Origin of the sequence: Inquilinus limosus, from assembly GCF_051487185.1 — a bacterium.
Classification (GTDB): Bacteria; Pseudomonadota; Alphaproteobacteria; order DSM-16000; family Inquilinaceae; genus Inquilinus; species Inquilinus limosus_F.
Window position 1 is genome coordinate 78,544 of sequence record NZ_JAHVDK010000021.1, and the last position, 14,156, is coordinate 92,699.

At 71.8% G+C, this 14,156-nt stretch carries 15 protein-coding genes; 9 read left to right on the forward strand and 6 right to left on the reverse strand.

Translation table 11 applies throughout. The annotated features are described in order from the left end of the window. Positions 1 to 9: 9 nt before the first annotated feature. Both KXR53_RS22915 and KXR53_RS22920 read right to left on the reverse strand, forming a co-directional pair. Entirely contained in the window at positions 10 to 762 is a 753-nt protein-coding gene (locus KXR53_RS22915; RefSeq protein WP_437377592.1) for an SDR family NAD(P)-dependent oxidoreductase, read from the reverse strand. A 123-nt stretch (positions 763 to 885) separates the two neighbouring features. Next, positions 886 to 2,853 carry a VTT domain-containing protein gene (locus KXR53_RS22920; RefSeq protein ID WP_437377593.1) on the reverse strand — a complete coding sequence of 656 codons (1,968 nt, stop codon included), beginning with the start codon at positions 2,851 to 2,853 and terminating at the stop codon, positions 886 to 888. 173 nt (positions 2,854 to 3,026) lie between these two features. Between KXR53_RS22920 and KXR53_RS22925 the strand changes: the two genes are divergently transcribed. Both KXR53_RS22925 and KXR53_RS22930 read left to right on the forward strand, forming a co-directional pair. Next, positions 3,027 to 3,779, forward strand: coding sequence for a ChaN family lipoprotein (locus KXR53_RS22925; protein WP_437377594.1), 753 nt, complete (start codon positions 3,027 to 3,029; stop codon positions 3,777 to 3,779). Between the two features lie 177 nt (positions 3,780 to 3,956). Further along, positions 3,957 to 5,180, forward strand: coding sequence for a hypothetical protein (locus KXR53_RS22930; protein WP_437377595.1), 1,224 nt, complete (start codon positions 3,957 to 3,959; stop codon positions 5,178 to 5,180). A 13-nt stretch (positions 5,181 to 5,193) separates the two neighbouring features. On the opposite strand, the gene KXR53_RS22935 is transcribed toward KXR53_RS22930, so the two are convergent. Continuing rightward, positions 5,194 to 5,541: a VOC family protein gene (locus KXR53_RS22935; protein WP_437377596.1), complete on the reverse strand. Its 348-nt coding sequence runs from the start codon at positions 5,539 to 5,541 to the stop codon at positions 5,194 to 5,196. A 146-nt stretch (positions 5,542 to 5,687) separates the two neighbouring features. Continuing rightward, entirely contained in the window at positions 5,688 to 6,599 is a 912-nt protein-coding gene (locus KXR53_RS22940) for a LysR family transcriptional regulator (protein ID WP_437377597.1), read from the reverse strand. A gap of 258 nt (positions 6,600 to 6,857) precedes the next feature. On the opposite strand from KXR53_RS22940, the gene KXR53_RS22945 reads away from it, so the two are divergent. Both KXR53_RS22945 and KXR53_RS22950 read left to right on the forward strand, forming a co-directional pair. After that, positions 6,858 to 7,490, forward strand: a complete 633-nt coding sequence (locus tag KXR53_RS22945) for a glutathione S-transferase family protein (RefSeq protein ID WP_437377598.1) — start codon at positions 6,858 to 6,860, stop codon at positions 7,488 to 7,490. A 26-nt stretch (positions 7,491 to 7,516) separates the two neighbouring features. Next, positions 7,517 to 8,440 (forward strand): DMT family transporter, encoded by a 924-nt coding sequence (locus KXR53_RS22950; RefSeq protein WP_437377599.1) that lies wholly within the window; start codon positions 7,517 to 7,519, stop codon positions 8,438 to 8,440. Here the strand turns inward: KXR53_RS22950 and KXR53_RS22955 are convergent. Continuing rightward, positions 8,427 to 9,299 carry a LysR substrate-binding domain-containing protein gene (locus tag KXR53_RS22955; RefSeq protein ID WP_437377600.1) on the reverse strand — a complete coding sequence of 291 codons (873 nt, stop codon included), beginning with the start codon at positions 9,297 to 9,299 and terminating at the stop codon, positions 8,427 to 8,429. The genes KXR53_RS22950 and KXR53_RS22955 overlap by 14 nt on opposite strands. A gap of 103 nt (positions 9,300 to 9,402) precedes the next feature. On the opposite strand from KXR53_RS22955, the gene KXR53_RS22960 reads away from it, so the two are divergent. From KXR53_RS22960 to KXR53_RS22975, 4 genes are all read left to right on the forward strand, one after another. Then, positions 9,403 to 10,035 carry an FMN-dependent NADH-azoreductase gene (locus tag KXR53_RS22960; protein ID WP_437377601.1) on the forward strand — a complete coding sequence of 211 codons (633 nt, stop codon included), beginning with the start codon at positions 9,403 to 9,405 and terminating at the stop codon, positions 10,033 to 10,035. Between the two features lie 74 nt (positions 10,036 to 10,109). Beyond that, positions 10,110 to 10,937: a class I SAM-dependent methyltransferase gene (locus tag KXR53_RS22965; protein ID WP_437377602.1), complete on the forward strand. Its 828-nt coding sequence runs from the start codon at positions 10,110 to 10,112 to the stop codon at positions 10,935 to 10,937. A gap of 190 nt (positions 10,938 to 11,127) precedes the next feature. After that, complete coding sequence (locus tag KXR53_RS22970; protein ID WP_437377603.1) at positions 11,128 to 11,655, forward strand: MarR family winged helix-turn-helix transcriptional regulator; 528 nt, start codon at positions 11,128 to 11,130, stop codon at positions 11,653 to 11,655. Then, positions 11,652 to 12,515: a DMT family transporter gene (locus tag KXR53_RS22975; protein WP_437377604.1), complete on the forward strand. Its 864-nt coding sequence runs from the start codon at positions 11,652 to 11,654 to the stop codon at positions 12,513 to 12,515. The genes KXR53_RS22970 and KXR53_RS22975 overlap by 4 nt, the downstream gene beginning before the upstream one ends. On the opposite strand, the gene KXR53_RS22980 is transcribed toward KXR53_RS22975, so the two are convergent. Then, the gene (locus tag KXR53_RS22980; RefSeq protein WP_437377605.1) at positions 12,512 to 13,414 is read right to left on the reverse strand and encodes a LysR family transcriptional regulator; all 903 of its coding nucleotides are present in this window, start codon (positions 13,412 to 13,414) and stop codon (positions 12,512 to 12,514) included. The genes KXR53_RS22975 and KXR53_RS22980 overlap by 4 nt on opposite strands. A 102-nt stretch (positions 13,415 to 13,516) precedes the next feature. Here KXR53_RS22980 and KXR53_RS22985 point away from each other — a divergent pair, with 102 nt between their 5' ends. Further along, positions 13,517 to 14,146, forward strand: a complete 630-nt coding sequence (locus tag KXR53_RS22985; RefSeq protein WP_437377606.1) for a glutathione S-transferase family protein — start codon at positions 13,517 to 13,519, stop codon at positions 14,144 to 14,146. The last annotated feature ends 10 nt before the right edge of the window (positions 14,147 to 14,156 follow it).

Here is a 14,156-nt window from a genome sequence, read left to right on the forward strand (position 1 = left end):
GCTTAACGCTCAGACATGCTGGCCGCCGTTGATGTGAACCTCGGCGCCGGTAATGTAGGACGAACCGGCGGTGCAGAGGAACATGATCGTCGCGGCGACTTCCTCCGGCCGGCCCAGCCGTTTCATCGGGATCTCCTTGTCGATGATCGCCTCGGTGCCCGGCGACAGGATCGAGGTGTCGATCTCGCCCGGCGCGATCGCGTTGACCCGCACGCCATGCGGCCCGAACTCATGAGCCATCTCGCGGGTCAGGGCCGCGAGCGCGGCCTTGGAGGTGGCGTAGGCCGGGCCGGCGAAGGGGTGGACGCGGCTGCCGGCGATCGAGGTGACGTTGATGATCGTCCCCTTCGCGGCCCGCAGCGGCTCGAACAGCCCGCGGGCCAGAAGAGCGGTCGCGAACAGGTTGACGTTGAAGACGTGCATCCAGGTCGCGTAGTCGGTGTCCAGCACGCCCATGCGCTTGCCGCCGGGCAGCTTCGGCGAGATGCCGGCATTGTTGACCAGCGCGTCCAGCCGCCCGTTCGGCAGCCGCATGCGCAGGGCGGACAGGCCCTGCTCGATCCCGTCCAGATCGGCGAGGTCGAGCTGGACGTGGTTCTCCTCCCCCGCATGCCACGGGCAGTCCTTGGAGAAGGCCTGGCGCGAGACGGTGATCACCCGCCAGCCGGCGGCGCTGAAGCGCTTGACCGTGGCGTGGCCGATGCCGCGGCTGGCGCCGGTCAGGATCAGGGTCTTCGGCTCGTCCGTCGGGGCCGTGCTCATGGCTACACCTGGATTGAAGAAATCGACCCTTGAGAACGGATCGCGACCGCATCATGCGGTGCGCCGCAGCATCCGTCCAGGGGTGGGGAGGCATGGCTGCCGCTACCCTCCGCCGCAGACAGATCAGGGCTGCGCTAGGACCAGCCCGGGCGTCGGTTCCGCCGCCTGCGGCAGCGACCGCAGCTCGGACAGCTCCGGCAGCGGCGCCTCGTCCTCGGCGTCGATGGCGCTGACCAGGCCAAGCGGGTGGTGGATGATCTCGACCCCGGGCGCGCCCAGCAGGATCGGCTCGCCGCCGTCCAGCGCGAAGCCCGAGGGCCAGAGTCGCAGCACCTGGCGGCCGGCGCCGCCGGCCTCAGGCCGGATCAGGGTCAGCACCGGCATCCGCCCATCCTGCAGCACCGGCGGTACCGGTAGGGTCCGGGCGTCAGCCATATCGTCGAGGAACCGGACGGCAGTCGCGACGGTCCAGCCGGGCGGCTCGATCCAGCCGAACGGCGTGAGGGCGGCGGCCAGGGCCTCCGGCGGCCCGGCCCATTGCAGGCGGAAGGGCTGCTCGGCCTCGCCCTCCAGGTCGATCCGGCGCTGCGGCAGCCGGCGCCAGCCCTCGGCCCGCCACTCCGCCGCCGGGATGGCGACGACCATCTCGCGCGGGACATACATCGCCGTGGCCTTGCGGTAGCCGGTGGCGACATGGGCGCCGCCAGCGACAACCAGCGCCAGCAGCAGCGCCGCGGCGAAGCGGCGCGGCCGGATCCGCTCCGGATCGGCGCGGCGGAAAGCCATGGCGAAGGCGATGGTCATGCCCAGGCCGAACAGCAGCCCGGCCGCGACATCGGACGGCCAGTGCGCCGCCAGGTAAACGCGCGAGGCGCAGATCAGCCCGATCAGCGCGGCGGTGACGGTCAGCGGCACCAGTTGCCAGCGGCCGGGCAGGCCGCGGGCCACCAGCCAGCCCAGGATACCGAACAGCACGGCGGAAAAGGCGGCATGGCCACTGGGGAAGCTGAAGGCGTCGGCGCCGCTGTAGAGATCGGTCGGCCGGGCGATCTGCAGCCGTCCCTTCACCAGCGGCACGAAGCCGGCGGTGACGGCAACGGCGATGGCGACGCCGCCGGCCCGGTGCCAGGCCCGGTGCAGCAGCAGCCAGCCGATCGCGGCGACCACCAGGGCTGCGACGGTGCGGCCGTCGCCCAGCATGGTCACGATGGTCAGGGCGGCATCGCCCCAGGGGGTGCGCAACCCTTGGACGAGGGTGCTGATCGCGCTGTCGGCCCGGGCCATCCCGCCCTGGGCCACCAGGCGCAGCAGGTTGACGAAGCCGGCGACCAGGACCAGCACCACGACGCCCAGCGCCGCCATGGCGCGCAGGTCCGGCTCCTCCGGGTCGGCCAGCCGGGCCAGCAGGCGGGCAGGGCGGCCGCCATGGGCCAGGGCCCAGCGGTGCACGGCGTGCTGCGCCCAGCCGAGCAGCGGCACCAGCCGGCGCCAGACCCAGCGGGTCAGCAGCACCAGCAGCCACAGCGTCAGGGCCAGCACCGCCAGCATCGCCACAAGCCGGCCGCTGACCGCGCCGAGCGCGCCCAGCGAGGCGCCGAGTAACGCGCCGCCCAGGATATGCGCCGGTGCCCAGACGATCGCGGAGGCGATGTTGACGGCGTAGAACAGCCCCGGCCGCAGGCCCAGCGCGCCGGCCACCATCGGGATCATCGGCCGCAGCATCGGCAGGAAGCGGCCGAGCGCGATGCTCTTGCCGCCGTGCCGGCGGAAGAAGGCCTCACCGCGTGCGACCAGTCCCGGGTACCGGTTCATCGGCCAGGCGCCGAGAATGGTGCCGCGATAGCGCCTCCCGAGCTCGTAGGAGGCGCCGTCGCCGAGGATCGCCCCGGCCGTGGCCCAGAGCAGCATCGGCCACAGCGGCAGATGGCCGAGGCCGACCACGGCGCCGACGCCGATGAGGATCGGCGAGCCGGGGATGAACAGCCCGACGACCGCGACCGATTCGGCGAGGGCGATCAGGAAGATCAGAATCCCCGCCCAGTGTGGGTGCTGGCCGACGAATTCGATGACCGTCTGCGCGATGTCGGTCATGCTCTTGCCTGTCCTGCCGTCATCGCGACTCCGTCACCTCGAAACCGGCGTCATAGCTCGCGGTTTGGGCGGATTTGCGCAACCCCGCTGGTCGCCGCACGCGGCGAGGCGGTTGCCGCCAGGGGCGAAGACTGCCACATGAGTGCGGTGTCGGATGGAGCGGAAGAATGAATATGAGGGGGAGGATCCTGGTCCTGGCGCTGGCGGGCCTGCTCGGCTGGTCCACGGCCTGCACAGCGACGCCCGCCCCGGCGCGGCCCGACGGCGGCGTGGTGCTGCTCGGCGAGGCCCATGACCGCGTGACCGACCATCACTGGCAGCTGCAGCGGATCGCCGCGCTGCACGAGGAGGAGCCAGGGCTCGCCATCGGGCTGGAGATGGTGCCGCGCAGCCGCCAGGCCGCGCTCGACGCCTGGGTCGCCGGCACGCTCGACGAGGCCGGCTTCCTGCGCGAGGCCGACTGGGACCGGTCCTGGGGCTTCGATTTCGGGCTGTACCGCCCGATCTTCGCCTTCGCCCGGATGCACCGCATCCCGCTGATCGCGCTGAATGTCGACCGTGCGGTGGTCCGTGCGGTCGGCAAGGACGGCTGGGCAGCGCTGCAGGCCTGGCCCGATCTCGATCTCGGCCGGCCGGTGGCGCCGTCGCCGGACTACAACCGCATGCTCGCCGCCGCCTTCGCCGGCCATGGCCGGGCGGCGGAGGGCGACGCCCTCAACCGCCGCTTCCGCCGCTTCGTCGAGGTGCAGCTGCTGTGGGACCGGGCGATGGCCGCGCGCATCGCCGAAGCTCGGGCGGCCGGTACGCCGCTGGTCGTGGTGCTGGCCGGCAGCGGTCATGTCCGCGACGGCATCCCGCGCCAGCTCCAGGACCTCGGCTACACCAGCACCTCGCTGGTGGCGCCGGACGCCGAGAGCGGCTCCTGAACTGGCGCCGCATTCCGCCTGTGGTCTCGCCTGAATTGCGACATGAAGTTGGGGGATCGTCTGCTCGGTTGCTGTGAATATTGAAAGGCGACTGGCTTGATTTCCTTCCATCGAAGTGAATTTGATTCATTTTTCAATAGGATGGCCATCTCAATTCGAGTGAAGGGGCTGGCCTGTGTGGCCGCTGCCGCCCTGGCCTTGCACCTCGCCGTGCCGGCCACGGCCGCGGCGGCGACACCGGTGGAGCTGACGCAGAAGCATCTCTATGCCGGCTCGATCGCGGAAGGGGAGAAGGCCCTGGCCGGCATCCTTGCCAAGCGGCCGGATGATGCCGAGGCGATCGCCGGGCTCGGCCTGATCCGCCTGGCCAAGGCGACGGAGCGTTTCAGCCAGTCGCTGTACCGCTACGGCTTCCGGCCGCCGGAAGATCCGATGATGACGGTGCCGCTGCTGACCATGCCGGTGCCGCCGAACCCGGATCCGGAGGTGATCCGCTACGAGGATGCCCGCGCCATCCTGCAGACGCTGGTGGACGACCTCGACGCCGTGGACCGCACGCTGCAGCCGCTGGGTGACCGGCCAGCGAAGCTGCCCGTCGCCATGGGGCGGGTGAAGCTCGATCTCGCCGGCAACGGCCGGGGCCAGGCGACGCTGTACGAGGTCTACAACGCCGTGCTGCTGGGCGGCCAGGGCGACCCCGCCGCTGCCGGCAAGCTGGTGATCGCCTTCGATACCGGCGACGTGCTGTGGCTGCGCGCCTACACCCATGTGCTGCGGGCGGGCGCCGAATTCCTGCTGGCGCGCGACTGGCACCGCAGCTTCGATGCCGCCGCGCATCTTCTGTTCCCGCGGCCGGATTCGCCGTTGGCCGCGACGCTGTCCCTGCCCACGCAGGGGATGATCACGGGGCCGGAGGACGGGCGGATCGCCGATGCCATCGCCTGGATCCATCTGCTGAACTGGCCGGTGGCGGAGCCGGACCGGCTGCCGCGGGCGCGCGAGCATCTCCTGGCCGCGGTCGGGCTCAGCCGGCAGATGTGGGCGTCGATCCGGGCCGAGGCCGACGACGACCGCGAATGGCTGCCGAACGCGAAGCAGGCCAGCCTGACCCCCGGCATGACCATCACCGATGAGCGCATCGAGTCCTGGCTGGCGCTGATGCAGGAATCCGAGGCGATCCTGAACGGCGACAAGCTGCTGCCGCATTGGCGCTTCGACCAGGGCTTCAACCTGCGCCGCCTGCTGGAATCGCCGCAGCCCTTCGACCTCGTGCTGCTGCTGACCGGCACCGACATGGTGCCCTATCTCGAGGACGGCCCGGTCAGCGAGCGGTCGTTCTGGGAGCAGGCGACCGAGGCCTTCGAGGGCGAGTTCCTCAGCTTCGCGGTCTGGATCAACTGACGTCCGGCCGGCGTCAATGCGTCAGGATATTGACCAGCCGGCCGAACGGATCGCGGACAAAGAAGCGGCGCACGCCCCAGGGCTCGTCGGCCGGGCCGTACTCGATCGGCAGGCCCATCGCCACCGCCTTGCGGTGCATCGCGTCGACATCGTCGACCTCGATCGACAGGTCCGGCACCGGGGTGCCGGAGCCGCCCTCGCTCATCACGCTGATCTGCGGCGTCATCGTGGTGTCGGAGGTGAAGGTCAGGATCCAGCCCATGTCCATGGCCAGTTTCAGCCCCAGCAGGCCACCGTAGAAGCCCTGCGCCCGGGCGACGTCGTCGGTCGCGATATTGGCGACGATCCGCTTCACGGCCATGGGAGTGCCTCCTGTCTCAATTCCGACCATCCTAAACCGTCATCGCGAGGAGCGAAGCGACGTGGCGATCCAGGGGGGCGGTGCCGCTGGATCGCCACGCCCCTGCGGGGCTCGCGATGACGATGAGGTGCATGGCCTCACCAGCATCACTCTGCCACGGCCGGCCGGCGCCCCTCCAGCAGGTCGCGCTGCCGGGTCAGGGCGGCGGCGGCGAATTCGGTGAAGGCGCTGACTCGGGCGGTGCGGCGCAGATCCTCATGGGTCAGCACCCATAGCGCGGCACTCTCGGGGACGGTCGGCGTCGCGATCCGCACCAGCCCCTCGCTGGTGTCGCCGAGATAGCAGGGCAGGGCGGCCAGGCCGATCCCGGCGCGCGCGGCACGGCACATCTCCACCAGCGAATCCGTGCGCAGCGCGACGGCCGCGGCCGGCAGCGCCTGGCGCATCCAGCGGGCGACAGCGGTGCCGGCCAGGCTGTCATCCGGCGTCACCCAGGCATGCGCCGCCGGATCGACCGCCCCGGCCCTCGCCGCCGGGTGGCTGGCCGCGGCGTAGACGGCGAAAGCGATGCCGGCGACGCGGCGGCCGACCAGCGTCTCCGGCGGTTCCAGCACCGGCCGGATGGCGACGTCGGCGTCACGCCGGGTCAGGTTCGCCATCAGATTGGCCGTCGTGACCTCCAGCACGATGCCGGGATGCAACTCGCGGAACTGAGCCAGGAGCGAAGGTAGGACCGAGGCCATCAGCGTATCGGCGGTGGCCACCCGCAGCGTGCCTTCCAGGCGCAGGTCCTGGCCGGCCAGTCGGCGCTCCAGCGCCTCGACCGTCGCCGCCATGCCGCGGGCCGCCGCGACCAGCTCCTCGCCGCCCGCGGTCAGGGCGTAGCCGCCGGGCAGCCGGTCGAACAGCCGCAGGCCCAGCCGCTGCTCGAAGCCGCCGATCCGGCGCAGCACCGTGGTGTGGTTGACGCCCAGCCGCCGCGCCGCCCCGGCCAGCGATCCGGCCTCGGCCACCGCCAGCACCGTGTGCAGGTCCTCCCAGTCGATCTGCTCGTTCATGGGGAGCTCTGTGCGTTGCTGCAGTCGGATCCTGCGATATTACAGATCGAACTGCATCAGCGCACGGATCATCTTCCGGTCGTTGGCGGATGGTCCGCCCTCGAGACCTCTTCGGAGTGCCCACTCCCATCGTCATCGCGAGGAGCGCAGCGACGTGGCGATCCAGAGGCCGGTGCCGCTGGATGGCCACGCCCCTTCGGGGCTCGCCATGACGGGGTGGGGGATGGCGAAGAGGTCTCGCCTCCCGGAGAGACAGAGATGACCCCGATCCAGCTCTACACCTATCAGACGCCGAACGGGCACAAGGCCTCGATCATGCTCGAGGAGACCGGGCTGCCCTATGAGGTCCATGTCATCGACATCGAGCGCGGCGACCAGCACGACCCCGCCTTCCTGGCGCTGAACCCGAACAACAAGATCCCGGTGATCACCGACCCGGACCGCGGCCGCACCGCGTTCGAGAGCGGCGCGATCCTGACCTATCTCGCCGAGCGCTCCGGCAAGCTGCTGCCCGCCGATGCCGGGGAGCGGCTGACGACGCTGCAATGGACCTTGTTCCAGGCCGCCCATCTCGGTCCGACGCTGGGGCAGCTCTGGAACTACAAGATCTTCGCTTCCGAGAAGATCCCTTACGTCATCGGCCGTTTCGAGAAGGAGGCGGCGCGGGTGTTCCGGGTGCTCGACGGCGCGCTCGGCCGGCGCAGCCATCTGGCGGGCGAAGCCTATGGCATCGCCGACATCATGAGCTGGCCCTGGATCCATGCCGGGCTGGTCCATATCGGCCTCAACCTCGAGGCCAGCCCCAATCTGCGCCGCTGGTACGAAGCGATCGCCGCTCGGCCCGCCGTGCAGCGCGGCCTGCGCGTGCCCGTCCTGGGCAGTCGCGATTGACCGAACGTTCGGTCGGAGAATTCGCCATGGAAACCCTGTTCGTCCCGATCGCGCTCTTGGCCGGCGGCCTGCTCGCGGTCCAGGCCGGCGCCAACGCCCAGCTCGCCAAGGCGACCGGCAGCCCCTTCGCCGCCACCACGCTGCAACTGTCGGTTGGCACCGCCCTCTTGCTGGCGGCGGCGCTGGTGACCGGCACGCTGTCGGCGCTCGCCGCCCTGCCGGGCGTGGTCTGGTGGCATGCCGCCGGCGGCGTCGCCAGCGCCGTCTATGTGATCTCGACCATCCTCTTGTTCCCGCGGCTCGGCGCCGTGGTCAGCGTCGGCCTGTTCATCGCCGGCCAGATGCTGGCCTCGCTGGCGCTCGACGGCTTCGGCCTGCTCGGCGTGCCGGCGGCCGGATTCGCCCCGGCGGCCCTGGCCGGCACGGCGCTGGTGCTGGCCGGGGCGGTGGCGATCGTGCTCGGCCAGTCGGGCGGCGCCGCGGTGCCGGCCTTGTCGCGGGCCGGCTGGATCCTGCTGGCCCTCGCCGGCGGTGCGGTGCTGCCGGTGCAGGGCGCGGTCAACGCGCTGCTGCGCCGCGACCTCGGCGCGCCCTTCGCCGTCGGCGCCGTCAGCTTCCTGGTGGCGACGGCGGCGATGGCGGCGGTGCTGCTGCTGGCGCTGGCCCTGCCGCGCCAGCCCCGGCCGCGTCTTACCGGCATCGCGGCGATGCCGTGGTGGGGCTGGCTCGGCGGCGTCGCCGGCGCCACCTACGTCACCACCGTGTTCACCGCGATCCCGGTGATCGGCGCGGCCGCTGCGGTCGGGCTGACCGTCGCCGGCCAGCAGGTCGCCTCGGTCTTCGTCGACCGGCACGGCTGGTTCCGCCTGCCGCGACGCCCGGTCTCGGCGCTGCGCCTGGCCGGGGTGGCGGCGCTGCTCGTCGGCGTCGCCGTGATCAAGCTGGGCTGAGCTCGTCCCACCGTCCGAGCCGGCCGGCCGACCGGCGCAGCGTGTCGGCCAGGGCCCGGGCCGGCTCCGACGGGTCCTCCGCCGCGGTGCAGACCACGAACTCCGCCTCCGGCAGCGGCGGCAGCCCGTCCTCCGGCCCCGCCACCCGCAGCCCCGGCCCGACGGCGCTCAGCGGCAGCGGCGTGGCGGCCAGCCCGGCCAGGGCCGCGGCGCGGACGCCGGCCACGCTGGGGCTGACATAGGCGATCCGCCAGGGCCGTCGTGCCCCGGCAAGCGCCGCCAGCGCCGCTTCCCGATACGGGCAGGGATCGGGGAAGAAGGCGAGGGGGATCGGGTCGGGCATAGGGCCGGCATCCTCGGCGACGGCCCAGGCCAGGGGCTCGCGCCACAGAATCCAGCCGCGGCCGTCGCCGCGGCAGCGGCTGCACAGGATCAGGTCGAGCCGCCGATCGTCCAGCGCCTGGAACAGCGATGTGGCGATGCCGACCTCGACCTCGATCCGCACGGCCGGGTGGCGCGCCGCGAAGCGCCGCAGCACCTCCGGCAGCCCGGACCCGGCGACATCCTCCGACGCGCCGATCCGGATCCGGCCCGCCAGCGAGGATTCCGACAGGCTGGCCCGCGCATCCTGGTTCAGGCGCAGGATGCTGCGGGCATAGCCCAGCAGAGTCTCGCCGGCCTCGGTCAGCGCCACCGACCGGGTGCTGCGCCGCAGCAGCGGCCGCCCGGCCTGGGCCTCCAGCCGCCGGATCTGGGCGCTCACCGTCGACTGGGTGAGGTGGAGATGCTCCGCCGCGCGGGTGAAGCCCTGCAGCTCCGCCACCGCCACGAAGCTGCGCAGCAGCTCGGTTTCGAACATGGCTGCAATATATCGCGGTTCACCATCAATCTCATGGAATCTATTCGTTTATCCGCTGAACGGCGAGCCGCTAGCCTGGTTCCATCCCAGCAGGAGAACCGCCATGGCACGGCTGCTCTATGTCGAAGCATCGCCCCGCAAGCAGCGCTCGGCCTCGATCGAGGTCGCCCGCGCCTTCCTCGCCGCCTATCGGGAGACCCATCCCGCCGACGAGATCGAGACGCTGGATCTCTGGGCCGTCGACCTGCCGGAATTCGACGGCGCGGCGATGGAGGCGAAATACGCCGGGCTCAGCGGCACGCCGCTGACCGAAGCGCAGGAGGCGGCATGGCGCCGGATCCGCGCGCTGGCGCAGCCCTTCCGCGCCGCCGACAAGCTCCTCTTCGCCGTGCCGCTTTGGAACTTCGGCATCCCCTACAGGCTGAAGCATCTGATCGACGCGATCTCGCAGAAGGACGTGCTGTTCTCCTTCACCGAGCAGGGCTTCTCCGGCCTGCTGCAGGGCCGGAAGGCGGCGGTGATCTACGCCCGCGGGCTCGACTACGGCCCTTCGGCCTTCACCCCCGCCGCCGGCTTCGACTTCCAGCGGCCCTATATGGAGATGTGGCTGCGCTTTATCGGCATCACCGACATCACCGCTGTCACGGTCGAGAAGACCCTGTTCGGGCCGGAGGTCGACACCCAGGCCCGGGCCGAGGCGAAGAGCTGGGCGGAATCCGTCGCGAAGACCTTCTGAGGGGCTTCCCCGGACGGCTGCGGTGCCGATCCCTCCCGCTTGCGGTAGGATGGCCGGACCCACAGGAGGCGGCCATGGAAACCGAGCAGGCGGTCGCGCGCCATTACGGCCGCAGCGGCATCGAGCAGGCGGTGATCGAGGCGCTGCGGGCCAGCGGCAAGGATGTCGACCGGCTCGTGCCCGGCGACCTCTCCGGCGCCGACGAGTTCCATCTCGGCTGGTACGCCGCCACGGCGGAGCTGGCGCAGGATCTCGGCCTGGGGCCGGATCTGCATGTGCTCGAGGTCGGCTGCGGCATCGGTGGGCCGGCCCGCCATTTCGCCGCGGCGCATGGCTGCCGGGTCACCGGCATCGACCTGACGGCGGAATTCATCGAGGCGGCCGAGGCCTTGACCCGCCGCTGCGGCCTGGCCGGCCTGGTGTCGTTCCGCCAGGGCAGCGCGCTGGCCACGCCGTTCCCGGATGCCGGCTTCGATGCCGCCACCCTGATCCATGTCGGCATGAACATCGCCGACAAGGCGGCGCTGTTCGCCGAGGTGCGGCGGGTGCTGAAGCCCGGCGGCCGCTTCGGCGTCTACGACGTCATGCGGGCGGGGCAGGGCGATCTGCGCTATCCGATGCCCTGGGCGGCGACAACGGAGACCAGCTTCGTCGAGCCGCCCGAGACCTATCGGCGGCTGCTCGGGGAGGCCGGCTTCGCGATCGAGGCGGAGCACGACCGCAGCGCGCTGGCGCTCACGCTCGGCCGCGAGATGAGGGAGCGGGTGGCGATCCAGGGCGCCCCGCCGCTCGGCCTCCACATCCTGATGGGCCCGGCGACGCCGGAGCGGATGGGCAATGTGATGGCGGCGCTGGAGTGCGGCCTGATCGCGCCGATGGAGATGGGGGCCAGGGCGGGGTGAGGCCGGTCGAGGTCGGCATTCGGCAACCCTCACCGTCATTGCGAGGAGGCGAAGCCGACGAAGCAATCCATGCCTCCGCTCTTGCGGCCCTGGATTGCTTCGCTGCGCTCGCAATGACGGCATTCAGGGTCTGGTGCAATTAAATCCGATATGATTTCATAATGAAATCATTTTGAGATCGGAACGCGCCATGACCGATCCATCATCCCTCGCCGCAACCGCCCCCGCCCTGGAGCTCGGGCGCTGGCTGCCCTACCGGATGTTCGTCGTCGCCGCCCGGGTGGCAGAGCTGCTGGAGAGCTTCTACGGCCCGCGCTGGGGCATGGGCCTGCCGGCCTGGCGTATCCTGGCGGTGGTGGCCGACCGGCCGGGCGTCAGCGCCCGCGAGATCGCGCGGGCCTGCGGCCTCGACGCGGTTGCGGTCAGCCGCGGCATCGCCCAGCTCGTCGCCCTCGGCTTCGCCCGGCGCGAGGCCGGGGCACAGGACCGGCGCTACGCCTCGGTGACGCTGACCAAGGAGGGAGAGGCCGCCTTCGCCGAGATCGCGATCCTGGCCCGTGCGATCGAGGCCAAGCTGCTGGCGGCGCTGCCGGAGGTGGAGCGGGCGGCGCTCGACCGCGCCCTCGACCGGCTCGACACCGCCAGCGGCAAGCTCATCGGTGCCGGCTGGCGGGCGCTGCTGGCCGAGGCGGCCGAAGCCGGGGAGGCAGGGCGGTGACCGCGGTCCTGTTCCTGGCCACGGCGCTGCTCTGGGGCGGCGGGGCGCTGGCCACCGCGCTGCAGGCCGGGCCGGTGGCGGCGACGGTCTCGGTCGGCTACCGCATGGCCGCGGCCGGCCTGCTGATGCTGGGCCTCGGCGCCGCCACCGGTGCCCGGCTGCGCCTGTCCCGCGCCGACCTGCCCTGGGTGCTGCTGCAGGGCGTGCTGTTCTTCGGCCTCGCCTTCATCGCCTTCTACAACGCCACGCGGCTGATCCCGAGCGGGCTGGCGGCGCTGGTGCTGTCGCTCTCCGCCGTCTTCGCCGGGCTGCTCGGCCGCGTTTTCCTCGGCACCGCGCTGACGCCGCGGCTCTGGGCCGGGCTCGGCTGCGGCGTGCTCGGCCTCGCCATCGTCTTCGGCGGCGATCTCGGCGCCGTGGCGGCGGATGGGCGCAGCCTGGCCGGGCTGGCCTGGGCGGCGCTCGCGGCGCTGGCCACCGCCGGCGGCACCATCCTCGGCGCCCGCAACCAGAAGCGCGGCATCCCGATCCAGGCGGTGATGGGCTGGGGCGCCCTGACCGGTGCCGCCGCCGCCTTCGCTTGGTCGGCCGCGGCCGGGGCGGCCTTCGCGATCGACACCTCGCCGCGCTATCTCGGCAGCCTGGCCTATCTCGCCGTCGCCGCCTCCTGCGTCACCTTCCTGATGTATTTCGACCTGGTGCGCCGCATCGGCCCGGCCCGCACCGCCTACACCTTGGCGCTGGTGCCGGTGGTCGCCCTGGCGCTGTCCGCCGGCTTCGAAGGCCTCGCCCTCGGCCCCGGCCTGCTGCTCGGCGCCGCCACCATCCTCTGCGGCAATGTGCTGGTGCTGCGAAGCTAGGTCCTGAGCGCCGGGTCGGCGCGCAGCCCATCCGCCAGGAAATCGACCAGCGCCCGCACTCGGGCAGAGGCGCGGCGGCCCTCCTGGTGCACGACATGGATCGGGATCGGCGGCGGCTCGAACTCCTCCATCAGAACCACCAACTGCCCGGCCCGGATCGCAGCCGCCGCCTGGTAGGACATCACCCGGGTGAGGCCGCGCCCCGCCACCGCCGCCGCCACCGCGACATCGGCCTGGTTCACGATCAGCCGCGCCCTCGGCGTGATAGTCTCGGTCCGGTCGCCGTGATGGAAGGTCCAGTCGCGCGGCGTGGAGCCCTGGAAGAAGGGGATCGCCTCATGCTCCGCCAGCTCGGCCGGGCTACGCGGCGCGCCGTGGGCGGCGAGATAGGCGGGCGAGGCGCAGACCACCCGCCGCACCGAGCCGACGCGGATGGCGCTGAGGCCGGAATCCGGCAGCTCGGCGATGCGCACGGCGACGTCGTAGCCCTCCTCGGCCAGGTGGACGATGCGATCGATGAAGAAGCTGCGCACCACGAGGCCTGGATAGCGATCGGCGACGTCGAACAGCACCGGCGCCACATGCAGTCGGCCGAACAGCACCGGCGCCGTGACCGCGACCGGCCCGCGCGGCTCGGCATGCAGCCCGGCCGCCGCGGCCTCGGCCTCCTCGATCTCGGCCAGGATGCGGCGGCAATCCTCCAGGAACCGCGTCCCGGCCTCGGTCAGCCGCACGATCCGGGTGGTCCGGTGCAGCAGGCGGGCGCCGATCCGCTCCTCCACCGCCGCCACCGCGCGGGTCACGGCCGGCGGCGACAGGCCGAGCCGCCGGGCGGCCGGGGCGAAGCCGCCAGCCTCGGCCACGGCGACGAAGATGCGCATGCCATCCAGCCGGTCCATCATTCCGCCATTTGAAACGGTGATCTGCTGATGGCGATTATTATCCACAGAGGGTGGAATGGACAAATCTTGCGGCGAACTCTCTGCCGAAAGGACGCCGCCATGCCGGTTCCCGCCCAGCCCATCCGCTTCTACCGCTTCGCCCTGTCCGGCCATTCCCACCGGGTCGAGCTGTTCCTGTCGCTGCTCGGCCTGCCCTTCGAGATCGTCGAGGTCGATCTCCGCCAGGGTGAGAACAAGACGCCGGAATTCCTGGCCAAGAGCCCCTTCGGCCAGGTGCCGGCGATCGAGGACGGCGAGGTCGCCCTGGCCGACAGCAACGCCATCCTGGTCTATCTCGCCGGCCGCTACGACGAGACCGGCCGCTGGCTGCCGCGCGATCCGGTGGCGGCCGCCCAGGTGCAGCGCTGGCTCTCCGCCGCGGCCGGCTTCCTGGCCTACGGCCCCGGGGCGGCGCGCCTGGTCACCGTCTTCGGCGCCAAGCTCGACCACGACCGCGCCAAGGCGATCGCCGCCCGCCTGTTCGAGGGGATGGAGGCGCATCTGGCCCGGGGCGGCTTTCTCGCCGGCCCGGAACCGACCATCGCCGACGTGGCGCTCTACAGCTACACCGCGGTGGCGCCGGAGGGCGGCGTCTCGCTGCAGCCTTGTCCCAACATCCGCGCCTGGCTCGCTCGGGTCGAAGCTCTGCCCGGCTTCGTGCCGATGCCGCGCAGCGCCGTTGCCGCCTGAGGGCCGCGCG

Bases quoted from the DNA above. Each gene is read 5' to 3' on its own strand.
- KXR53_RS22915 (WP_437377592.1), bottom strand. From the start codon at position 762: ATGAGCACGGCCCCGACGGACGAGCCGAAGACCCTGATCCTGACCGGC.
- KXR53_RS22920 (WP_437377593.1), bottom strand. From the start codon at position 2,853: ATGACCGACATCGCGCAGACGGTCATCGAATTCGTCGGCCAGCACCCA.
- KXR53_RS22925 (WP_437377594.1), top strand. From the start codon at position 3,027: ATGAGGGGGAGGATCCTGGTCCTGGCGCTGGCGGGCCTGCTCGGCTGG.
- KXR53_RS22935 (WP_437377596.1), bottom strand. From the start codon at position 5,541: ATGGCCGTGAAGCGGATCGTCGCCAATATCGCGACCGACGACGTCGCC.
- KXR53_RS22940 (WP_437377597.1), bottom strand. From the start codon at position 6,599: ATGAACGAGCAGATCGACTGGGAGGACCTGCACACGGTGCTGGCGGTG.
- KXR53_RS22945 (WP_437377598.1), top strand. From the start codon at position 6,858: ATGACCCCGATCCAGCTCTACACCTATCAGACGCCGAACGGGCACAAG.
- KXR53_RS22950 (WP_437377599.1), top strand. From the start codon at position 7,517: ATGGAAACCCTGTTCGTCCCGATCGCGCTCTTGGCCGGCGGCCTGCTC.
- KXR53_RS22955 (WP_437377600.1), bottom strand. From the start codon at position 9,299: ATGTTCGAAACCGAGCTGCTGCGCAGCTTCGTGGCGGTGGCGGAGCTG.
- KXR53_RS22960 (WP_437377601.1), top strand. From the start codon at position 9,403: ATGGCACGGCTGCTCTATGTCGAAGCATCGCCCCGCAAGCAGCGCTCG.
- KXR53_RS22965 (WP_437377602.1), top strand. From the start codon at position 10,110: ATGGAAACCGAGCAGGCGGTCGCGCGCCATTACGGCCGCAGCGGCATC.
- KXR53_RS22970 (WP_437377603.1), top strand. From the start codon at position 11,128: ATGACCGATCCATCATCCCTCGCCGCAACCGCCCCCGCCCTGGAGCTC.
- KXR53_RS22980 (WP_437377605.1), bottom strand. From the start codon at position 13,414: ATGGACCGGCTGGATGGCATGCGCATCTTCGTCGCCGTGGCCGAGGCT.
- KXR53_RS22985 (WP_437377606.1), top strand. From the start codon at position 13,517: ATGCCGGTTCCCGCCCAGCCCATCCGCTTCTACCGCTTCGCCCTGTCC.